Source organism: Nitrospira sp. Ecomares 2.1, from assembly GCF_965152585.1.
The window spans coordinates 95,005-116,431 of the sequence record NZ_OZ224219.1; the positions used below are offsets into that span (position 1 = coordinate 95,005).

20 protein-coding genes are annotated in these 21,427 nt (G+C 48.7%); 8 read left to right on the forward strand and 12 right to left on the reverse strand.

The genetic code is table 11. The features are described 5' to 3' along the window. Positions 1 to 857 precede the first annotated feature (857 nt). On the reverse strand, positions 858 to 1,409 hold the full coding sequence (locus ACWHYD_RS00455) for a hypothetical protein (protein WP_447963981.1): 552 nt from the start codon (positions 1,407 to 1,409) through the stop codon (positions 858 to 860). A gap of 678 nt (positions 1,410 to 2,087) precedes the next feature. Between ACWHYD_RS00455 and ACWHYD_RS00460 the strand changes: the two genes are divergently transcribed. Beyond that, positions 2,088 to 2,768, forward strand: coding sequence for a thermonuclease family protein (locus ACWHYD_RS00460; RefSeq protein ID WP_447963982.1), 681 nt, complete (start codon positions 2,088 to 2,090; stop codon positions 2,766 to 2,768). 244 nt (positions 2,769 to 3,012) lie between these two features. Here the strand turns inward: ACWHYD_RS00460 and ACWHYD_RS00465 are convergent, their stop codons facing one another. From ACWHYD_RS00465 to ACWHYD_RS00500, 8 genes are all read right to left on the reverse strand, one after another. Beyond that, positions 3,013 to 3,513, reverse strand: a complete 501-nt coding sequence (locus tag ACWHYD_RS00465) for a hypothetical protein (protein ID WP_447963983.1) — start codon at positions 3,511 to 3,513, stop codon at positions 3,013 to 3,015. Positions 3,514 to 3,872: 359 nt separating this feature from the next. Beyond that, positions 3,873 to 4,919: an SDH family Clp fold serine proteinase gene (locus ACWHYD_RS00470; RefSeq protein ID WP_447963984.1), complete on the reverse strand. Its 1,047-nt coding sequence runs from the start codon at positions 4,917 to 4,919 to the stop codon at positions 3,873 to 3,875. A gap of 110 nt (positions 4,920 to 5,029) precedes the next feature. Beyond that, positions 5,030 to 6,346: a replicative DNA helicase gene (locus ACWHYD_RS00475; RefSeq protein WP_447963985.1), complete on the reverse strand. Its 1,317-nt coding sequence runs from the start codon at positions 6,344 to 6,346 to the stop codon at positions 5,030 to 5,032. Next, complete coding sequence (locus ACWHYD_RS00480; RefSeq protein WP_447963986.1) at positions 6,343 to 7,194, reverse strand: hypothetical protein; 852 nt, start codon at positions 7,192 to 7,194, stop codon at positions 6,343 to 6,345. Before ACWHYD_RS00480 ends, ACWHYD_RS00475 begins: the two co-directional genes overlap by 4 nt. 1 nt (position 7,195) lies before the next feature. Further along, the gene (locus tag ACWHYD_RS00485; RefSeq protein WP_447963987.1) at positions 7,196 to 7,417 is read right to left on the reverse strand and encodes a helix-turn-helix transcriptional regulator; all 222 of its coding nucleotides are present in this window, start codon (positions 7,415 to 7,417) and stop codon (positions 7,196 to 7,198) included. Positions 7,418 to 7,522: 105 nt separating this feature from the next. After that, on the reverse strand, positions 7,523 to 8,188 hold the full coding sequence (locus ACWHYD_RS00490; protein ID WP_447963988.1) for a hypothetical protein: 666 nt from the start codon (positions 8,186 to 8,188) through the stop codon (positions 7,523 to 7,525). Then, positions 8,127 to 9,326 (reverse strand): tyrosine-type recombinase/integrase, encoded by a 1,200-nt coding sequence (locus ACWHYD_RS00495; protein WP_447963989.1) that lies wholly within the window; start codon positions 9,324 to 9,326, stop codon positions 8,127 to 8,129. Before ACWHYD_RS00495 ends, ACWHYD_RS00490 begins: the two co-directional genes overlap by 62 nt. A 336-nt stretch (positions 9,327 to 9,662) precedes the next feature. Continuing rightward, on the reverse strand, positions 9,663 to 10,490 hold the full coding sequence (locus ACWHYD_RS00500; RefSeq protein ID WP_447963990.1) for a response regulator: 828 nt from the start codon (positions 10,488 to 10,490) through the stop codon (positions 9,663 to 9,665). Positions 10,491 to 11,302: 812 nt separating this feature from the next. Here ACWHYD_RS00500 and pyrF point away from each other — a divergent pair. The 6 genes from pyrF (at position 11,303) to ACWHYD_RS00530 (ending at position 17,592) form a co-directional block, all read left to right on the forward strand. After that, on the forward strand, positions 11,303 to 12,073 hold the full coding sequence (gene pyrF / locus ACWHYD_RS00505) for an orotidine-5'-phosphate decarboxylase (protein ID WP_447963991.1): 771 nt from the start codon (positions 11,303 to 11,305) through the stop codon (positions 12,071 to 12,073). An 805-nt stretch (positions 12,074 to 12,878) separates the two neighbouring features. After that, complete coding sequence (locus ACWHYD_RS00510; RefSeq protein WP_447963992.1) at positions 12,879 to 14,846, forward strand: response regulator; 1,968 nt, start codon at positions 12,879 to 12,881, stop codon at positions 14,844 to 14,846. 291 nt (positions 14,847 to 15,137) lie between these two features. Then, positions 15,138 to 15,509 (forward strand): response regulator, encoded by a 372-nt coding sequence (locus tag ACWHYD_RS00515; RefSeq protein WP_447963993.1) that lies wholly within the window; start codon positions 15,138 to 15,140, stop codon positions 15,507 to 15,509. 29 nt (positions 15,510 to 15,538) lie between these two features. Beyond that, complete coding sequence (locus ACWHYD_RS00520) at positions 15,539 to 16,117, forward strand: hypothetical protein (RefSeq protein WP_447963994.1); 579 nt, start codon at positions 15,539 to 15,541, stop codon at positions 16,115 to 16,117. A gap of 50 nt (positions 16,118 to 16,167) precedes the next feature. Beyond that, a complete protein-coding gene (locus ACWHYD_RS00525; protein ID WP_447963995.1) occupies positions 16,168 to 16,767 on the forward strand; it encodes a nitroreductase family protein in 600 nt (199 codons plus the stop codon). Between the two features lie 228 nt (positions 16,768 to 16,995). Then, positions 16,996 to 17,592 (forward strand): class II aldolase/adducin family protein, encoded by a 597-nt coding sequence (locus tag ACWHYD_RS00530; RefSeq protein ID WP_447963996.1) that lies wholly within the window; start codon positions 16,996 to 16,998, stop codon positions 17,590 to 17,592. Between the two features lie 270 nt (positions 17,593 to 17,862). Here the strand turns inward: ACWHYD_RS00530 and fxsT are convergent, their stop codons facing one another. The 3 genes from fxsT to ACWHYD_RS00545 form a co-directional block, all read right to left on the reverse strand. Continuing rightward, on the reverse strand, positions 17,863 to 19,725 hold the full coding sequence (gene fxsT, locus ACWHYD_RS00535; RefSeq protein WP_447965911.1) for an FxSxx-COOH system tetratricopeptide repeat protein: 1,863 nt from the start codon (positions 19,723 to 19,725) through the stop codon (positions 17,863 to 17,865). Continuing rightward, the gene (locus ACWHYD_RS00540) at positions 19,614 to 20,219 is read right to left on the reverse strand and encodes a toll/interleukin-1 receptor domain-containing protein (protein WP_447963997.1); all 606 of its coding nucleotides are present in this window, start codon (positions 20,217 to 20,219) and stop codon (positions 19,614 to 19,616) included. The genes fxsT and ACWHYD_RS00540 overlap by 112 nt, the downstream gene beginning before the upstream one ends. A gap of 278 nt (positions 20,220 to 20,497) precedes the next feature. Then, entirely contained in the window at positions 20,498 to 20,938 is a 441-nt protein-coding gene (locus ACWHYD_RS00545) for a hypothetical protein (RefSeq protein WP_447963998.1), read from the reverse strand. 31 nt (positions 20,939 to 20,969) lie between these two features. Between ACWHYD_RS00545 and ACWHYD_RS00550 the strand changes: the two genes are divergently transcribed. Next, a complete protein-coding gene (locus ACWHYD_RS00550; protein WP_447963999.1) occupies positions 20,970 to 21,419 on the forward strand; it encodes a hypothetical protein in 450 nt (149 codons plus the stop codon). Positions 21,420 to 21,427 lie beyond the last annotated feature (8 nt).

Consider the following 21,427-nt stretch of genomic DNA (forward strand, 5'->3'; position numbering starts at 1 on the left):
TTTTGTTTGACATTTTTGTTAGCATAGCTTCTCTCCTTCCCTCAACTCCTCGATAATAAAAGAAAAACTCCCATTGGTTCAATGCCTTCTAGCCAGCAAATCCAAAATGTTTATATTTATGTCCATAGTTGATTTCATGGGTTTACGCAAAAAAGCTATCTCCAGTTAAGAGGTTTTTTCAGGCCTTGGCATAAGAAAGTCTAACCGGAATTCTGACCGGAGGCGGCCAAAATCACTACGGGTATTAAACTGTCTCTCAAGCAATCCGCTCCAGATATGGGTTTAGTTTGAGCGTCTTCAGTTTGTAGTGTCGAGAACATATGCGTGCTTGGATCAAAGCATTTCGAGGCGAGAGCTACTTTTGGCTAAGTGAAGGTGAGGAATTGAACGATTAAGATGAGTACCGCACTAAGCCACCATTGTCGTGTATTCGCAATGTGGCTGGATCACGATAAAGTCATGCCCCAGGTGTGCAAGATGCGGTTTGGCGAAATATGGTAGATGTGATGATTGCGGTGAACCCCGCCTGCCAGAAATTCTATCGACTGGGGTAAACTCAGAGAGTTCGAGACTGAAACAAACCAAAGAATTGTATGCGTCGCGGGGGAACACGACGGGCATTTTCCAGGTAGGTGTTGTCTTCGTTGCCAACAATCCTAAAAAGCTAGAGGATAAAGTTCCCAAATGGTTGAAGCAGAGGTTAGCGGTTGGGCAACTTAACGGTTGAACTAAGCCGCAAAGGGCGGTATTGCGTCCATACAAAGCAATGAAACACAAACCGATAAGCAAAACAAAACCATCAAGCCCTTTGTCGGCTTGAGTGATTGGTTAGGCAATATTTGCGAACGCAGACTCGTTTACGCCTTTAGCTTGTGTAACTCTTGAGGACTGAGCAAGCTTGCCAACTCCTTTACCGCGTTAACGAATGAATCCTCCAAGATCTTTCGGTCGATCTCATGAGCAAGGCCGTCTGGCCATGCAGCGGGAGGTGTGAGGATATACTTGATTTGCATCATGGCTATAAACGCCTCCTCTTGGAACTCCTTTATCTTGGCCCGCGCAGATTCGTTAAGGTAGAGATCTGCATGGGCCACTGCGGTGTCAAATGGCTTCTGGTGTTCATCTACATGATTCTCGAATGACAGCGCGAGGGCGGTGCGAAACTCACCATTGTTAGGGACTGTAGAGGCAAGGCTGCTAAACCTATTCACAAACCGCCACCACTCAATAAGTGCAGCATGTAAAGCTGTTAAGCGTTCCATGCGAAGTGGAAAGAAGTGGTCGAAATACCATCGCCGTTCCTCCGATCGCCTAGTTCGGAATTCAAAGAACGGTTTTACGAGAAGCTCCGTGATAAGCGCCACTGACGCACCTACGATGGCAGCTAATAGAGTGTCTGTGAACGTCATGGCTCGTATTTATCTTGCTGAGAGGTTGATCAATCTGAACTGAGGGCACAGACTTTATTCAGTCCGGTCCGCATAAGAGCCGGATCTGCAAATAGTCTTTTTATCACACACCATCGATTATATTGAAAATACACGACTGTCTTTTTAATTTCAGACAATCACTGCTCATGTGGTCAGATATCCTGGCATCTTATGCGAATCAACCTTACAAACCCCTACCCTAGTCTTAAGGCCCATCCACCAAACTAGAAAAGATCGGACGAATTCTTGGTCAATTGACGAATAATGTCAAGTTGTGGGACTGCGAAAAGGGAATGGAATTTGGTCCTAGGCATCTGAAGCAAGTTGAAAGCTCTTTTTGAACACTCTCTCCAATTCTCTCCCTTTTCCTCTCCATTCCCTTTATTCTTGAATTTTTATATTCTGGAGGACATAAATTATTCTAGGAAATTACGTGGGGAATTTCGTCTCATACATAATAAAAGTGATAGGGATATTCTTGGGAGTTGTGTTGCTCGCTCTGAGTGGGTGGATTGGAGTGGAAAATTGGCAAGCTCCAGGAACCATCAATTTACCAATGATGGTGTTGTCAGGAGCCGCCATACTGGTTGGTTCACTCTTTCTGTGGTTGTCCTTAAAAAAAAAGTATGAAAACACGTAAATCTATTTCTTGGCTGTTTGGTCATTATCGGGTTTGCCGCTACGGCATTCGCCGCCGACTTCCAAGCCAAAGTGATCCACATAGCCGATGGCGATACGATTACCGTTCTGAAGAAGAAAAACCAGCAAATTAAGATTCGCCTCAACGGCATTGATTGTCCCGAGAAAGCGCAAGCATATGGGAACAAGGCGAAGAAATTCACCAACGATCTGGTCCATGGGGAAATGGTCACGATCATGGCCTTTGACCAGGACAGGTATGGCCGCACGATTGGCGATGTGATTTTAGATGATGGCCGGATCCTAAATCAGGAATTGATAAAGGCTGGCTATGCGTGGTGGTTCTTTAAATACTCAGATGATGAACAGCTTGGCATACTAGAGGTCAAGGCTAAAATTGCGAAGATGGGCTTATGGGCTGGTGAGGACCCTGTTCCTCCATGGATATTCCGGCATCGAAACAAATTAGCTACTCTTCCTTCGGACCAACTAACAGATGGCCCAGCGAACCTTACCACTCCTTCTGTTCCCTCAGACCCTATGACCTCCTTGCCTATTCTTGGCAACCGGAGAAGTCACAAATACCACCGGCCTGATTGTCCAAGTTATCACGCCATTTCTCCCAAAAATCGCGTTCCTTTTGATTCTTCACAAGCGGCAGAAAATTCGGGCTATAGGTTGGCGGGGAATTGTCCATAAAACCACCCATAAACCAAGTTCAGTTCTGAAAAGTACGCCGGTTTCTTGGTAGGCGATGGACTCTTTGGGCTATTTTAGGATGGATAATAAATATTCTATATTTCAATAACTTCCAAAGTAAGTCACAGCCAAAGTATACAAAAACTAGGGGTTTTTAAGTTGACAGTAATTAGTTTTATTATTCGATGGTCATAATCGAGATTACTATCGGAACCACTAGAAATTTTAGAAGGGGGAAGAGGTACTAAGGAAGTGGTGATTCCTTCCACCATTTTTTGATCTGTTCTGTAAGGACTTCCTGGTTGCCCGTCAGCCGCAACGCGTCACAGTTTTTATCGATCCAGGGTTCATCTTGTAAGCCCAGGATCTGGCCCATGATGTACGCATCAGCCAAAACTTTTTCTTTTAAAAATCCTGCTGCCTGTTGAGGGCTCAATCCCATCTCTAGGAGAAGCCTGGAAGTGTGTGGCAACATCCGGCGCTGAAGCAACCAAAAACAGTCTGCAAAGATTTCAAGCGCGGGGTCAGTGGCCAGCTTGGTTGATTTTGAGGCCTCCTCCCTCTGCCGTTGATGGACGCCACCCTTGCCTGGGTGGGTGTTATGAGTCCAATCATTTAAGGCGGCTTCGTAATCCAATTTGCCGTTAGAAAGGCGGTGAATTCGCCCGCCTTTCAGGGCATCATGGACGGCCTGACGACTGACGCCTTTTGCTATCGCGAATTGTTGTATGGTCATTTCCGGCATATTTTTGCCTTGTCAATTGAAAGGATTTGTAAAGCTAATAAAAAGTTCAAAACCTAGCGATTTTGTGCGCGGCTCGGGACCGCCGCTCTTAAAGGTCCCAGGAGTACCTTTTGATTTGTGAACTCTCCTTGCCACAAGGAGATGGTTCAACTCCTTCTCGCGCCCAGGCTGAACCCAGCGCCTTCACCTTTCCTCATGATTGATGCCCTCTCGCGTCCAGATGGGACTATCGATTGAGGCGCAATGAAAGCAAACCAATCCCAGATGGACCGAAGGAGAACAGATCGGCGCCATGAGATCGGCACTCTGTGTGACTTGCAAAGAAAGGCCGCAGTATCGACATTTCAAAATGCTTGGCCTTAAGGTTTGGATGGACATGGCACCTCCGTTTCGTGAAAGGGGGCCGGGTCTATCACGTCCTCCGACGGTGAAAAACCGTCGGTCCGTGGTGGCCGTGGGTTTCCCGGCCGGTTGCAATTGATTGGTTTGACTGTTCCGATAATGGGATAACTAGGCAGCGTCGTCATAACATCATCCACCAGTTGTTGCGATTCAAAATCTAGGATGCGCACATTCTTGACGCCCATGCCCTGCAATTCATCGCAATCAATGGGGAATCCGTGGTCGTGATATCCAAGGACCAAATTCCAGGCGATGCCCTCGGCCCGTTCTTGGGTGTAGTCTTGGGCTGTGAGGAGTTTTATTAAATAGTCCTTGACAGAGTGCAGGCCTTCCGTGGCTTCACCCCACTGTAGGGCTAATTGTGGCACATTCGCCGCCGCCTGAATATGGCTAAGCAGATCAGTCGTTTCGGCATGCGGTCGCTTTTTGTCAGAGCCATCTGATGTGATGGCTTTTACCATGGCGGCGAACAGACCTTGCACATAATCTTTGCTGCGATGAATGGCCAGAGAGGAGCGCCCATCAATCTGGATGTCGCATGGTCCAAGCTCCGCTTCTGGCGAAAGAAATATTTGATTACTTGAGAGCGCAAATATCGTTCCGGCAGACATGGCCCGCTTTGGGATCACAACCACATGACTTTCGCACGTGCGTTGAAATAATCGCCCCAATTTAAAGGCGCCCAACGGATTGCCGCCAATCGTATCTAGGATAACGATCGCTTTTTGTGGAAGGTCAGCGCGACGATCGCGAATTGCCTGCACCATAAAAGGGGAAAATCCCGTCACATCTTTGAGGGAGTTCTCCCTCATGATCAAGAAAAATATTTCCCGATCAAAATGGCGTTCAAGTTTGCGAATAGCTGCCATGCTTTTTACCGACAAAGCCCCTGGAGCCGGGGAAACGGTGACGGTAAAATCCGAATCTTCGCCATCTTCGGTTAAGGCCATAGAACTAGGAAACCATTGTGCTTTGTCTCTGTCTGATCGTTTAGAAATGTCCACGGGTCCATTCCTTCCTTTCGTGTGATTTATTGTTTTTAATTCGCGCGAGTGGGCTTTAAAAATCATCCATTGACGTGTTCCTTTCGATGTTTTTTTTGAAATTAATAAAATCAGACTGGAATTCCTATGTGATCCTTGAAGGCAGCATTCGATTCAATCCAATCAACTATAAACTCCCCGGTTGGCCCATTCCGTTGCTTCCTGACGAGAACCTCAGCTTGCCCTTGATAAGCAGATTCCGGATTGTAGAATTCATCCCGATACAGCATGACAACCACATCTGCATCCTGTTCAATGGCCCCCGATTCGCGTAGGTCTGCCAAGTGCGGCCGCTTATCCTCGCGGTCTTCACATTTTCGATTGAGTTGGCTCAAAACGATTACAGAGATATTCAGGTCTTTTGCCAGGATTTTCAATTTTCGTGAGGCTCCGCTTACGGCTTCTTGCCGAGTAGTGCCCCGCTCGTCCAGTGAGAGAAGTTGCAGGTAGTCGACAATGAGGAGGTCCAACCCCTCCCGCAATTTCATCAGATTCGCCATTGAGGCAATTTTCTCAAGCGTCAAATTGGTGCTGTCACAAATTTTTATAGGAAGGTGTGAGAGGTTCTCTGAAACATTCACAAGCTCGACCCATCCCAATTGTGAAAGCGTTGCATCGTTGAGGGCTTTCATCGTCAAATGTTTGTTACTCTGAGTGATAAACCGCTGCACCAATTCAGCGGTTCCCATTTCTAGGGAGAAAATGGACACCTTGGCGCCAGCCTTAGCCGATGCCATGGCCCCGCAAAGGGCCAGGCTTGTTTTGCCCTGACTGGGCCTTCCCGCAATGATGTCTAGATTGCCGTTTTTCCATCCCCCTATTCGTTTGTCCAGCGATGACAATCCCGTAGGCCATCCGTTCAGCACTTCCCCAGTTTTACGCTGGCCAAGGAGATCCAGAAAACCATGAACCGCCTTGGGCATATCGACGAATTCCCCCCGGTCCACGCCAAGACGTTGAATCATTTTCGTATAAAATTTTCCCACTAAGGCTTCGGGGTCTTCGCATTGCTGGGCCTCAAGGTAAAACTTTTGAATCTCCTTGACAGTCATGCGTTGCCTGCTTAGCCGTTTCACAATTTGGGCATGATGGGTGAGGTTTGCGAGCGAGACGAATTCTTTGTAAAATTCGTCCAATTCCTCACTCCCTCCTACTCGATCCAACTCATTAGCCTGCCGTAATTCGTCGCTCACGGTGAGAAAGTCGCGGCTGATATTTTTGTCCTGCAATCTCAGACATGCCTGGTAAATGATTCGGCATATTTCAGAATCAAAGTCCTCAGGGTTGAGGATGTCCCGCACCCGTATCAGGGCCACGTCTTCAAACATCACCGCTGAAACAATCGCCCGTTCTGCGGCTTTGTCGGACAGATCCACGTGGCCGCTCATATCAAGGCTCCGTTTGTCGTGGGGACTGGGTGCTGATCGCAATGAGGGTTCCCGTTGACGACCCCAACGACTTGCATTTTGCAGGGGCGCAAAGAGTCACCGTCCGGAATCCGCTTCCAGCATATTTTTTTTGATAGGTCCCCGTTCCCATTAGCGGTTTTCATTTCCGGCTCGATCCAATCGCGCCAGGGTTCATTCCTTGTACCATCGCGTAGGAACCGCTTAGGGTCTTTGATTCCAATACTGGCCTGAACCATGTCGCTTGTGGCGTAATTTTTGGCGGCAGTGCAGGCAAGCTCCTGGTCTTTGTCTGTGAGGGCAACAAACAGGCGTTCAGTTTCGCCCTTTCCAAGTTTCTTCCCGTGCCTGGCAGGGTAGGCATTCCAAAACTTTTGAAAATTCTCTGAAGAAGAATTTAAAGAAGAAGAGGCATAATGCATGGGTTTATTTGATTTACATTTGTTTACGGATTGTTTATTTTGTTTACGGTATTCCCGCTGATAATTCCGCATATATTCCCGACGATCTTCCGCAGTTCGCATGTTCCGATAATGCAGGTAATTGACAATTCTCCATCCCCAAGGCCGAGAATCAGATAAGCGAACAATCCGGCGCCCTTCTTCGTCTGGGGTTCGACTTTGCGGATCGGGTTTTTCTAAGGCTTCAAGACCTATCTGAATGATGTCCAGGGGAATTGTTGTACGCCTGGCGATTGATTCAGGGGTCATGTCAACAAACCCATGCTGATCTGACAAAATGATGAGTTGTTGAAATGTGATCAGGGCTTGCCACGGGCCTTCTGTTGCCAGTGTTCCGTCATACATCGAGGCGTAGAGTTTTCCAAACATGTCATGGCTCCCCTGTCTTCTGCGTGTTGTAGTGGGAGGTTGACGTAAAAATCCGCGAATTGATCCACTCCTGGACATCCGCCGGTCGGTAGCGGACGCCATGACCAATTTTGACGAACCGCGGCCCGGTCCCCTTGCATCGCCAATTTGCTAGCGTCTTGGGAGTGACGAATCGAAACGTGGCCGAAACCTGTTCGGCGGTTAAAAGCTCAGTGATGTGCATAGGCTCCTCCGTGTCGTTAAGCATCATGGAGGGAATTTTGAAGAAAAAGCGGGAGGATTAAAACCAACTGATAAGCAGGTTATCAGTTGCTTGACAAAACGGGTTTTACTCGTTCAAGAGGAGCGGGAGAATATCAGGGGATTGGGCCAGGTTTGCCCATAGCGCTAGGTCTTCAGCGGGAGTTGTGCGTTTCCATTCTTGATAAAGTTGTTGTAAGCGTGTCGCCAGGCGGTCCCGGTCATTTGAGCCATCACGAAGAAAACTTGACTTGTAGACGGTCTGATTCAAATTTTTCATGCCACGTACCTGATCTGAATCAGCCATTTTCAGGCAGGCCGCACCCACCCCTTCCCCGCTCGTCACCATGACATGAATGCGAACCATCACATAGGCATTCCGTATGGTGTCCACCACTTGATGCGCCGGAGGGGTTTTCCCTTTTTCTGCACTGAACCCGAATACTTTATCAAGGGAAGTGTTCGGATCTTGTAGCCGCAGCAGGACTCCCTGATCAACTAACTGCACCGCCCACGGTGGAGCCACAACCCCCGCTTGTCCAGCCAGAATCAAGGTGTTGAGCGCCGCAAGTGGGGTTTGCTGGTCAGGGTTGGCGGTACTGACCAGTATGCCCTTGAGAGCAACGACCCTTCGAGCATCCCCTTGGTGTAACGCCACATTGAAGGCTTTCACAAGAAAGGCCAGGGACCCATCATTGCATAACGGGTGTGGCGTGGCGGGTTGCGTCGTCTGTTTTTTGGCTTTGATCTTCATGGTGGTGATTCTCTCCGATGGTCAACATTTTAGTTGCATTCAAATCTAAAACTTCTCTCAAGGGATCAAGATTCAACCGGGAATAGATGGCCGTGGTGTCGGTATGCTTGTGGTTCAAAATTTTCCCAATCACCTGCAGGCTCACCCCGGTTCCGGCAATCCAACTGCCGAGGGTTCGTCTCAAATCGTGGATCCGCACATCGGGAAGTCCAGCTTTGGTGCGAATGACTCCCCAGGCCTTGGAAATATTCCGTAAATGCCTTTTGCCGTGCTGTCCCACAAAGAGATAAGGATTATCTTTTTGTCGTGGAAGATCGGTGAGAATCTGCACCAACGGCCCAGGCAAAGGTAGCAGGTGCCAGCGCCCTGACTTCGTTTCTGGAATCCGCCAGGTGCCGGCCGTTAAGTCTACATCGGCCCATTTGGCCGTTAAAACTTCTGTTCGTCTGGCGCCGGTCAATAGGCACATCAACAAGGCCGACTTAACGAATGGGTTCGCTTCAGCCTTCAAGGCCGTTAATAGTCTGGGGAGTTCATCTGGCTGGACAAACCGATCGCGGGAGGTTTCCGGGAACATACTGATATGTGTGGCAGGACTCGTTTTAAGAAGCCCCCAGGCCACGCCCAACCGAAACATGGTCCGCAATAAGGCTAGGACTCGATTCGCGCCGACAGGGTGCGTCTTCCCCAACTTGCTATGTAGTTCCGCCACATCATCACGACTGATGGCCGATAACTTCCAGGTGTTCCAGTGTGCCAGGTGTTTCAGCCGCCCCTTTTCATGGAGGTAACTTTTCTTCCGGATGGCATACCGCTCAAGGTAGAGCTCGGAGAATTTTTCAAAGGTCAATTCACCACGAGAAGAGGACAACGATTCTCCCCGCGCCAGCTTGCCAAGAATGTCCCGTGCCGCCTCCCGCGCTTGATCAACTGTAAAGGGGCCATACGTCCCAACCTTTACTTTGTGGAGTCGGCCTTTAATTCGTTTTTCCACCACGAAGGCTTTTGCGCCCTTGGTGGCACGAAGAGCAAAGCCCGGGAGATCTTGGTCGCGCAGAATGACTTCGCCCGATTTTGGGAGGGTTATGGCATCAATTTTACGCTTGGTGAGCCTGGTCCTGGTTGCGGTACTCGCCATAGCTTAACTGTCTCTATGGAGACTCTGTGGAGACTCTTGGACGGGAAGTAGGGGGAATTTCCTCATGATTGGAGGAAATTATAGGATATGAAATATTACAGTATCAATTACTTATGAAAAATAAGGAAGTGGAATGAATCAAGTCTCTAAGATTTTGGATCTTAGAACCCAGGTTCGATTCCTGGTCCCCCAGCCAGTCAATATCCTCCTCCCATCAACATATCTACGACAAACTCTATTCCTTCTTCTTAAGTCCTTTACTTTATTCAGGTTTGTTTTGATCATTCTGGCTTTGAAGCCGGTCGAAAACATCTTTTCGACAGAAGTGCCTCAGTTTTATTGATATTGCAGAGGACTTTCATTTTTTGGTTCTCGCAAGGAGAGGTCTCGAATGAATCCGGAATAGGAAGGATGCGTTCCTGTCGTCCAGGAGTTTAAAGAAAGTTCAATGGGGAATTCCTGACCGCTTTTCCTTAATCCATGGAGTACGACCGTTTTTCCGATGACGTGAGCTTCGCCTGTCGTCTGCAATCGTTGTATGCCTTTGGTATGAGCTTCCCGATACCGACTGGGCATGATCAGTGTCAGTGGTTTTCCAAACATTTCCTCTGCGGTATATTCGAACATCGATTCAGCAGCCTTATTCCACGACATGATGCGGCCGGTGTGATCGGCTAATACAATGGCATCAATGGCTGCTTGAAAGACGGCTTGAAAGCGGATTTCGCTTTCATACAAGGCGTGACGGGCGCGTTCCATTTTTTTTGCCAGGGCATAAGCCTTAAGTGCCTGCCGGACCGTGGACCTAATTTCGGAACGATTGATGGGTTTATGCAAATAGGCGAAAGCGCCTTGTTCTTCAAGGGGGCCGGTCACATCATCAAGAGTGGTATAACTCGACAAAATAATGATGGGAAGACCTGGCACCGCTTTTGCTAACTTTTCTAGAACGAGTAAGCCATCCATGTCAGGGAGTTTGACGTCCAGGATCACGACACTAGGCGAGTGATGTTTCACGCATTCCAAGGCGGTCACTCCTGTTGAGGCCACATTAATTTGATGTCCTTCGGCCTCGAGAAGATCTCGTAAGGTTAGGACAATATCCTGTTCATCGTCGACAACGAGAATTGGGGAAGAGGACGGTATTGGAGCGGTGGTTGTCATGGTTTAAACCTCATGACTGGGGAAACTGACGTGTTCAATATGGATCTTCATGAGAATGGCCGTATGATGAATACCCACGCAATCTATGTACCATTAACGGGAAGGGTGAATCGGTTAGGCGATAAGTATTTGAATGAAGCGGTAATTTTTGAAAATTATTGCAAGGAAAAGTCCATTTATCGTAGATTTTCATTTATGAGAGACGGTAATTTGATATCTGTTTGGATACATCCATATATCCAAATGGATACACAACCGTGATCTGTATACTGCCCGGGATGAAATTGACGGAGAAGGGTACTGCAGAATTTGACCTGGCTTTCCCATCCGTTTCTTTTACTAGATCGACTATCTACCTTCCAGATCCAACAATCGAACTTTATCAAACGCAAAATTGTGATGGGCACTCATCTCATCGGCTTCGAAATCCGAGTCGGTGATTTTGTCATTTATGGCAGAAACATAAAAATATTTGGACAATCCGGTGGGTAGGATGTGTGAGGAAATAGAGGTAATAGATCGAGGAAATCTATGCATCCATGGTGCTTAAGTTCGGATCGATGAGCCAAAAATGGCAGGTTCGGTCCCGATGTGTTGTCGCTTGAGTTCATCGATTGGATATGGCACTCTCCGCTGGTGATTAATATGATTTGGCCCATATTCATGGGGCAATCGGGTCTGTTGCTAATTCTTAATTGAGAAAGCCTGATATATGTCCACGGATCTCTCTCCTTGGACTGTACACAGATTCCTCATCCTCTCATTCCCATAAATGGGTAGTCACTAAAGTATATAGTGAGTTTGGAGAAAATATGGTTATCCCAATACATGAGCGGTTAATTGTCGCACTTGATGTGTCCTCTGTAGAGGAAGCTCGTCGATATGTGAAAGATTTAGAGGGTGTGGTCTGGTTTTATAAAATTGGCCTTGAATTATTTCTGGCCGTTAATGTGGATTTTATTAAGGAATTACGCGCACAAAATTGCCGGATCTTTTTAGATCTGAAAATGAATGATATCGATGAAACCGTGCGTCGAGCCGTGAATCTTGCTGCTGACCTTGATGTTGATTTTCTTACCATTTTAGGAAATCATGCCACGGCCAAAGCTGCGGTGCTTGGTCGAGGGGCGGGGTCAATACAAATTTTGACTGTTCCGCTCCTTTCAAGCTGGGGGGAAAAGGATCTTCAAGACCTGGGGATGTTAAGTATGCAAGCGGGAGATCCCGCACGTTTTCATTCTCTGGATGACTACGTTCTGTGGCGGGCAGATATGGCAATGGCCCAAGGGTGTGATGGCTTGATTGCCTCAGGGAAATATGTCGGAATTCTGAGAGAACGATTTGGGCAGAAGGCGCTCATTGTCTCCCCAGGTGTGAGACCGGCCGGGCAGAACACCCATGAACATCAACGTTCGTTAACTCCTTTTGATGCCATTCGAGCAGGGGCAGATTTTTTAGTCGTTGGGCGACCTATTCGCGATGCGGATAATCGGCGGAAAATGGCGCAAGCGATTCAAGAGGAGATTGTCCTGGCGGTCAAGGCTGGTCCCTCGAAAAAGCAGGCATTGGTTGGGGGAAGATAGCTGGGGTGCCACAGCAGCAGGCTGAAGCTACCAAAGTGGCCTTCATGAAATTACCAAATTGCCGGCACGTTTTTTTTCTTCCCTTCCTTCCTTTAGGGATGTCTAACCTTTTTCCATGTTTCCTTTTGTCTCTAGGCTATTCGCCATACTTCCCTTAAGGGTTAGCATGATGAAACGTGTCCTTTTCTATTGAGTAATCATGAGTGAACTGTGATGTCTTGTCGTAACGGATTGTGATCCACCGTTTTTTTGAACATCACAGAGGAGCAATTGGAATTGCCAATAAATCTCTCCCTGATATTCATTCCTTTCCTTAACCTTCTCCCTTTTCTTAAGGGGGAGTATAGTGCGTGACCATTAATGCGGGGATTGGTATGATGGAATCGGATGAGTGGAAAAAACAGGGAATTGATCTTCAGAGGGCTGGGAGCCATGATCAATTCCATGAGGGAAACAGCATCATATGTCGTGGATGCTGAAATTCGGTGTGTCGGAGTAGCCTGAGTATTCCTGATATTTCAGAAAAAGAGTGATGTGGAAATAGAACTGTGAGACTTGGGGTGTATCGTTGAAGTTTTTTCCAAAGTGGGTTCAAAAACAAGTATATGCCGCTAATCACCTGGGCAACGGGACTATCTCCCACATGATGAGAAGAGTAAATGTCTGATAGGTCGATGAAGGGTAGACCTTGGTTTTGGATGGCTGGATCCAAATGATTCAAAGGGAAGAAGCTCCAAATAGACCTTCGAATAGATTTTAAGGATGACGAACAGGGTTCTGGACGGTAGGCATTAGGGAGGGATGTATGACGATGCGAAGGGAATGGTTGCGAATTCTCATTGTGGAAGACCGTCCAAGCCAATTGGAAATGAATGTCAATGATCTGGCTGAGGAAGGCTATCAGGTGGTGGGGGCCAAGACAGCTGCGGAAGCTTCGGAGTTTGCCAGATGTGAAAGTTTTGCGGTCGCAGTGGTCAATGTGCAAGCGCTAGATGCCGCCGGAGTTTCATTACTTTCTCTTCTCAAGTCGAAAAATGCAGAAATTCAGATGGTCCTGAGTGCAGCCTTTGCCAGCCTGGATTCAGCGAAGGGTGTCATAGGTGAGAGCGTCGTTTCCTACATAAAACGGGAAGGGTCTCCATCCGAATTACTTGGTATTATTCGTCGAACGTTTCGTGACCAACTGACGGAATACACCAAAGACCTGGAGAGAGCTCTGACAGAGCGTGATGAACGGTTTCGGCAACTGGTGGATCATATTAAGGAAGTGTTTTGGGTCTTTGCCCCCGACCAGTCCGAAGTCTGGTATGTGAGCCCTCAATATGAAACCGTCTGGGGTCGCAGTTGTGCAAGTTTTAGAGAGGACCCTCAAAGCCTATGGAATGCTATTCATCCTCAAGATCAACCACGATTTCTCACTCACCAAATTGAGCCGGATGGGAATGGGGTTCAGGGAGAATGCCGGATTGTGAGACCGGATAATACTATTCGGTGGGTGCGAATACAAACAGTTCCAATTCGAAAGTCCAATGGGGACTTGCTGAGTCTTGCGGGAGTTGCGGAGGACATTACAGAACGGAAGCGTGTGGAGGAGGCTCTCACGAAAACGGAGCGCCAATTTCGGCAATCAAGCCGCATGGAAGCTATTGGGACGTTGGCAGGTGGCATCGCCCATGATTTTAATAATATTTTAACGGCAATTTTGGGCTACACCGAATTGGCCTTGGCCACGGTTCCAAAGGAAAGCCGTACTCAACGAAATCTGCAAGAAGTGCTGACTGCGGGTCACCGAGCCAAGCACTTAGTGCTTCAAATTTTGACCTTTAGTCGTCAAGCTGGTCAGGGGAAGAAGCCCACACCTCTTCACATGGTCGTCCGGGAAGCCTTGAAACTCTTACGATCTACGATTCCCACCACCATTGAGATACGTCAGTCATTGAAAACAGAGTCCACCATTCTCGCGGATCCGACCCAAATGCATCAGATCATTATCAATCTATGCACCAACGCTGAATATGCTATGCGAGAACCCGGGGGGATTTTGTACGTTGCTCTGGAGGATGTGGAGGTGACGGAGGACCTGACCGGAGCTATCTCGGGATTACATATTGGTCCGCATGTTCGGTTGACGGTGGAAGATACCGGTTCGGGCATGACTCCTGAGGTACTTGAACGATTGTTTGATCCTTTCTTCACCACCAAGCCGATTGGCGAGGGGTCTGGGATGGGGATGGCCGTGGTGCATGGAATTATTACGGGTCATAGAGGAGCCATTGTCGTGCAGAGTGTCGTGAATAAGGGGACAAAGATCGAAGTCTATCTCCCGACTGTTCCGACCCAGGTCTTTGAGCCTATCCACGATCCAAAAGCTATTCAGAATGGGAAAGAATCAATTCTTTTTGTGGATGATGAAGAGACTATTGTGAGGCTTGGGAAGGAACTTCTCACGCAACTGGGATATACGGTGGAAGTGCACACGAGTTCAATTGAAGCTCTGAGGACATTTAGCGAAGACCCGCATCGTTTTGATCTCGTCATTACTGACCAAGCAATGCCGGGATTGACCGGCGAGGCCTTATCCCGTGAGCTTCTGCGGATTCGCCCGGACCTCCCCATAATTTTGTGTACAGGATTCAGCCATGTGATCTCCGCGGAACGAGCGAAGGCATTGGGAATTCAGGGCTATTTAATGAAGCCATTGGCCATTCGGGACCTGGTTCCCATCATTCGCCATGTGCTCGACAAAACACCTTCGTCGTTAGCCGAGTCTTGACCTATCCGAAGATGAATCCATGGGTAAGCAGGGTTCTCTTGGTTGGGTGGCGCGTGGTGAATCACTCCAGCAGATGCCGGGTATTCCGGGAATGTTATTCAATAATCATGAATACCAGAAGTGGATGGTTCATTGGCGATAACGTTCGAGGGCTGAGCCGGGAGGTTTTGAGCTTGGCCCATACCATTAATTTTTGGAGGAGCCACAGTTGGTCGCACAGTTCGTGGTGGATCTGTTCCTAGGGAAAAGGAAGAGGACCATCCGGAGTGGGGCGTGGAAAGAGACAAAATAATGGCAAACATTCTTGTTGTGGATGATGATCGGCAGGTTTGTGACTTGTTGAAGCAGGCCTTGGAAGATAAGGGATATACTGTTGACTGTGCTACAAACGGAGTCGAAGGCATTAAGGAATATCGCAACCGCCCAGCCGATCTGATTATTTTAGACATTCTTATGCCCGAAAAAGAGGGGCTTGAGACCATACTGGATTTGCGGCGTGAATTTCCTCAGGTGAAAATCATCGCGATGTCCGGTGGAAGTGAGCGAGCCAAACTCGATTTGTTAGACCTTGCTCGTCGCTTAGGAGCTCAACACACCATCGATAAGCCTTTCCAATTGCACGCCATAACGGACCTCGTTACACAAGCCCTTCACGAAAATTAGCCAGGGTTTACCTATTTGGCCCACGAGCAATGCTGTATTTTCGGACTCAACCCGATGCCGTGTTTATCCCTTTTGTGAGGCAAGCGCTTGACCATGAACTGCAAGCCGTGCGGGGTCTGGCGTCTCACAATGATGTTGAGGCCTGGTTGGTGGAGTATCCGGACGTGGGGACGCTGTTTACTCCCTATAGTGCACTTATCACGCTTGAGGAATTGCTGGTGGCTCATGAGGCCGCAATGGTCTATCGATTAACTGACTATCATTGGCTTCTGGTATACGAATGTCTCAAAAGTTATTGTCTGTGGCACAACGATCAAATTTATGAAGGATCGGTGTCGTTTACCATGCTAGGGGGGTACCGGTTTGGGTTGGTGGATTTCGAGACGATGACCAACCGGTATTTCTGGGATCATGACTTTATGGAACTGTTGTATGCTGATACGGATGAACCTGAATGCTGTCCATGTGGAGAACACACAGACAGGTCCGATATAGAGCTCTCTTATGGATTACGTCCGCATCCCGAGAAGCTCAAATTAACCCAGGTAGAGGAGATCGCCTGGTGCATTCCGGAGCCAGAAGAATGTGGCCAGTGGCGTCTACCATAAGACCGAATTATCAATAAGTGAAGTGGGGGTAATGCCCCTCAGGAGAAACCATGGAAAAACCCGCGGACGTGCAATTCCACATTCATGATCTGTTAGGCCGTCGCTGGAGTCCAAGGGCCTTTGCCGATCAGCCGGTAGAACGAGAAAAAATCCAACGCTTGTTGGAAGCAGCACGATGGGCTTCCTCCTGTTTTAACGAACAGCCCTGGGTCTTTATTCTCGCAACCATCGAGCACCCCGAGAACCATCAGAAGCTTCTGAGTTGTCTGGTGGAGGGAAATCAAATCTGGGCGAAGCGAGCTCCACTCCTTCTGCTCACCGTGGCAAAACTCCATTTTGATCATAATGGAGAGGTCAACCGCCATGCCTATCATGATATCGGGTTGGCGGTGGGAAACCTGGTCATGCAAGCCACAGCCATGGATCTGTCGGTTCATCAGATGGCTGGGATTCTTCCCGACGCCATTCGCGAACGCTATGCCCTTCCCGCCGGCTATGAAGCCGTCACCGGGATTGCTATCGGGTACCAGGGAGATGCTTCCACACTTCCTGATGGGCTTTGTGAACGGGAGTTGGCGCCACGGTCTCGTAAGCCGTTGAGGGAGTTTGTGTTTTCCGAGACGTGGGGACAAACCCCGGAATATTTGTAACGCATTGAATCCCCCCCGATCTATGTATCGGAGCGATCCATCCCACGTTCTTGGACTGCTTCCCTCGCTCATCAGAAGCAGTGAGTTCTCTCTGTATATCTACGGGATCATGTCTGATAAAGCCAGGCATGTGCTCTGTGAAAGGGTAAGACGAAATGAAAACAGGATGGTAAACTTGACCTGAGAAAATGAAGGCCTATTCAACAGTAATGGAGGGGAAATGAATCTATGATTACAGCCATAGGCGATGTGTTACGGCGATGTTATGAGCGGGGGTGGATTACCAGCCGTGACGGAAATTGTAGTCTCAGACGAGCGAGGAGCGTCTACCTGTACGTCACTCCTTCAGGCTGGCGAAAGACAATTGTTCATCCCGAGCATATGGTCAAAATTAAGTTTGTCGCCGGGAAGTTGCAGGTGGCTCCCGGAACCAATCCTTCCGGTGAGCTGCATATGCATTATCTCTTGACCAGAGGGATGAATCGGACGCGGGCCGTCGTGCATGTGCATCCAACCCATGTGGTCGCAGCCATCTATCGGGGGTTCGATCTTCAGAAAATCTGCAAAGACTTTCCGGAAATCTACCGCTACACCCGTATCGGGCCAACCGCGCCCGCTCTTCCTGCCATCAGTACGGAACTTGGAGAAGCCACGGCGAAGGCCTTAGGTGTTACAGAAGCCAACCCGGCAGGCGATTACGATATTGTCGGCCAAGCCAATCACGGAGTCTGCTCCATGGCACCGGACCCCTGGTCAGCCTATGAGCATATCGAACGGTTGGATCATATATGCGAAATTGTCCTGAAAAGCGGCGTCTCCCCCTGACAGGATGGTGAAAATGGCCATCAGCTTTGTTCTCGCTTCGCTCGGAGACTCAACGTACATGAGTACGTTTCGCCTCCTCGCTTGCTGCGGTCGCGCTAAATGGCCATTTTGACCATCCTGCCAATTGGTCGCTTCCGTTCGGTGGTCTCGGTACGTCCCAAAACAGATGTAAAACTCTCGGAATTTCCCTCTCCCCAGTGGGAGAGGGGTAGGAGAGAAATACGCATACCACTGGGCATTATCGATTGTTCTAGTTGATTTCATCCATTTTTAAATATTCTCATCCTCCATCTTTTTCAAAAAATCTTCATAGTTTTCTCTCACAGTTTGCGTGTCGGGGTGTTCTAATCCTAAGGCTTCCTCCAAAATGGTGAGGGTGCGCTGGTAGAGAGGCTCGGCTTTACCGTACTGCCCTTGGCTGTCATAGAGGCCCGCCAAATTGTTGAGGCTTGCGGCGACATCAGGATGCGTGGGGCCCAAGGCCTGTTCGGCAATGGCCAGGGCGCGCTGGAGGAGAGGCTCGGCTTTACCGTACTGCCCTTGCCTGTGATAGAGCAGCCCCAAATTGTTGAGGCTTGTGGCGACCTGAGGATGCGTGGGCCCCAAGGCCTGTTCCCAAATGGCCAGGGCGCGCTGGTAGAGGGGCTCGGCGTCGAGGTACTGCCCTTGCCTGTGATAGAGCAGCCCCAAATTGTTGAGGCTTGTGGCGACCTGAGGATGCGTAGGCCCCAAGGCCTGTTCCCGAATGGCCAGGGCGCGCTGGTAGAGGGGCTCGGCTTTACCGTACTGCCCTTGGCTGTCATAGAGTCCCCCCAAATTGTTGAGGCTGGTGGCAACATCGGGATGCGTGGGCCCCAAGGCTTCTTCCCAAATGGCCAGGGAGCGCTGGAAGAGGGGCTCGGCGTCGGGGTAACGGGCCCGTTCGTAAAGATAAATTGCGGTTTGGTTTAAAATCCGTGCCCCTTCCTGCGACCCAAGGTTGTTGGTGATAATCATTGAGGTGCAGTGTTGAGCCTGGACCAGTAAACGTTCGCATTGTGGCCAATTTTCAAATTCTGGTGACGGAAACACATGGTCCATGGCTCGAATGAATCGTTCATTCCATTGCTGGTGTATCTCGCCATCAAGACTCTTTAGGATGACGGCTTGGACCAAGCGATGGATGTCCAAGGTTTTGGTTGTCATGTCCCGGTGGATGAGGGAAAATTTTAAAATGTCCCCTATGGCGTTGTTAAACGATAGGGTATTCCCAGCCACCGGTCCGAGAATCGGACCAAGTTCGGACGCTCCCTCGATGATGAGTTCTTCTGGTATGGAATCGGGATGAAGAAAGGCACAGCATCTTAAAAGCTCGGCAGTGGCGGGATTAGCCTGTTCGATTTTTTGAAAGGATAAAATCCAGGTTGTCGCGACTGGATCAGGATATCCAGGTGCAAAGAGACCTCGTTCCTTGAGAAGTTCGATCCCATGCGACTTATAGAGTTCGAAGTAGGCAGCTAATCCACAATGGGTTGCTTCAATGTAGGCACCAGCCTGGTCGAAGGCGAGGGGTAGGCCATCGAGTTCTCTGACAATAGGAAGAGATTGATCGCGCAGTTCTGGGGGAATGGTGTCATTGGAAGTATCTTTAGTGATCATTTTGGCACGCAGTAAAAGAAAAACTACTCCTTCCTGCTCAGGTAATTTTTTGACTTCTACACGTGAGATCGTCCCTGTCGCTTGTGCTCTTGTCGTGAGCAGTATATGGCCTGATTGAAAATCCTGGATGAAAGGCTGGATTAAGGAGAGGTCATCGGCATTGTCCAGGATCAAAAGCCATTCGTCATGTTGTTTGAGCCACCGAAGGACGGCGTTAACGAACTCTTGCTGATCCTTTACCTGTTTTTCCGGCAGGTTCAACGGCGTGGCGAGTTGGGCAAAGTCCGAAGTGAGGGATTCCTTGGATTCGGCTTTGACCCAGAGAATATGGTAGTAATCGTCTTTGTGCCGGTAGGCATACTCCACAGCCGTTTGAGTTTTACCTATCCCTCCCAACCCGGAAAAGGCAGCTTTTCCAGATGACAGAAGCGCGTCACGAATCTCCCCAAGAATCTCTTCCCTCCCCGTAAAAAACGGATTCCTCTCAAGCGGAATGTTCCAGACTGTATTTCGCTGTTCACTGGGTCTCTGATTAGCGGAAGTGTTGGCGTCGGAGAAAGTTCTTGGACGACCAGACGAATGCCTTTAGCTACGTCGGTCCAGGCTTCATCTTCTATATTCCAACTGGTAACTGGTTTCCCGTCTTGAGGCAGGGCCTGGATCTTAGCGAATGGGGCTGTGCTCCAGTCAACCGAACGAATGATAATGGGGATGATCCGGGCTTCCCCATTATGATGTTTTTCCAAGGCCCGAGACATTTCTTTGTCGTAGCAATAATCCGAGGCCAGAAAGTCAGAACTGATTAGCAGTAGAATAATCGATGCCTGTTCCAGGTTTTTATCTATTTGAGGAGCCCATTCCTGCCCTGCCATAATTTTTCGGTCGTGCCAGACTTCAATAACCCCATCTCGCTTCAGCTGAGCCAAATGGGAAACCAAGTTGTTCCGATGACCCTCGTCCTTATGGGAATAGGAGATGAAAACTTTCATATGGGTTTTGAGGAGGTTGAACTCGTATGTTTAATTCTTGCTCCATCAGATGTAAGACTTTTTGAATGGCCTTTGAGCATCCCAAGAATTTCCTAAATGTTCAAGAGGTTCTTGCGAATGGGCTGACAGATCCATACTGTGGAAGTTTTTTAATTGAGGTCTTTCTTCCTTAACATATTGCTGGAACCCGATGGAAAGGCTATCATTTCTTTTTTGATCCAACCGCTGGTTCAATTTTTCCTCTTCTTTATAGATTCATAGAAAGGATTCTGCATGGCTCAAAAGAAATCTGTTCGTCGCGTGGCTTCAAAGCCTTCTTCGAAGAAACCATCCGTAACCAAAAAAAAGACCGTGGCTTCTAAATCTGCTGCAATGAAAAAGTCGGCAAAAACCGGGTCAGCGCTAGGGAAGAAAAAGACTTCCCTCAAGGGCCCTTCTGTAAAAAAGCCGGTTGTCGCTAAAAAATCACTACCAACGAAAGCCAAATTAGCTTCCTCTAAAAGCGTTTCTGCAAAAAAGACGGGTACGCCAAAAAAACCTGTGGTGAAGAATACTAAGACCCGTACCCCCACAAAAAGGAACGTGGTGAAAGCCGTTTCCACCCCCACAGCCAAAAAGCCCGCTGCTCCAAAACGGTCGCCTCTCAAGAAGAAGGCTCCGGTTGTGAAGAACACAATCGTTGCCCCACGGCCTTCCGCCACGAAATCTGTGGTCACCAAGAAGGAGCCTTCGCTTTCTCAAAAGAAGGTTGTGACGGCACAAACGAAGAATCCACAGGCCAGGACTCCAAGTCGATCAGCTCCATCCCCTACCCGTTCAACCGGGACAAAGACCGGAGGAGAACTCCTTTCTTCCACGGAACGCTATAATCTGGGTGGTCTGTTCGTCTGCGCGATTGAACGAGTGAACGATCCCGAATTCAAACGGCTTCGTGCCGTCTTTCGTCATTTGGATCTTCCCTCCCAAGAAAAAGATAACCTTCTTCGCCTGTCCCAAGGATTGACGATACCGAAATTGTTTGCGGATGGCGTAGGACAGGACAAGGTCAGTGGAATCCTGTCGAGTTTAATTTTGTTTGCGTCGGCTGAAGGGGGCTATGAGAAGAAATGGCGGGATGAAATCAAACAGGTTGGGATATGGTTGGGGTATTTTCCCCAGCAGTTCGAACAGATTGAAACGAAGGTTTTAGCGAAACGGTAACGGGGTGC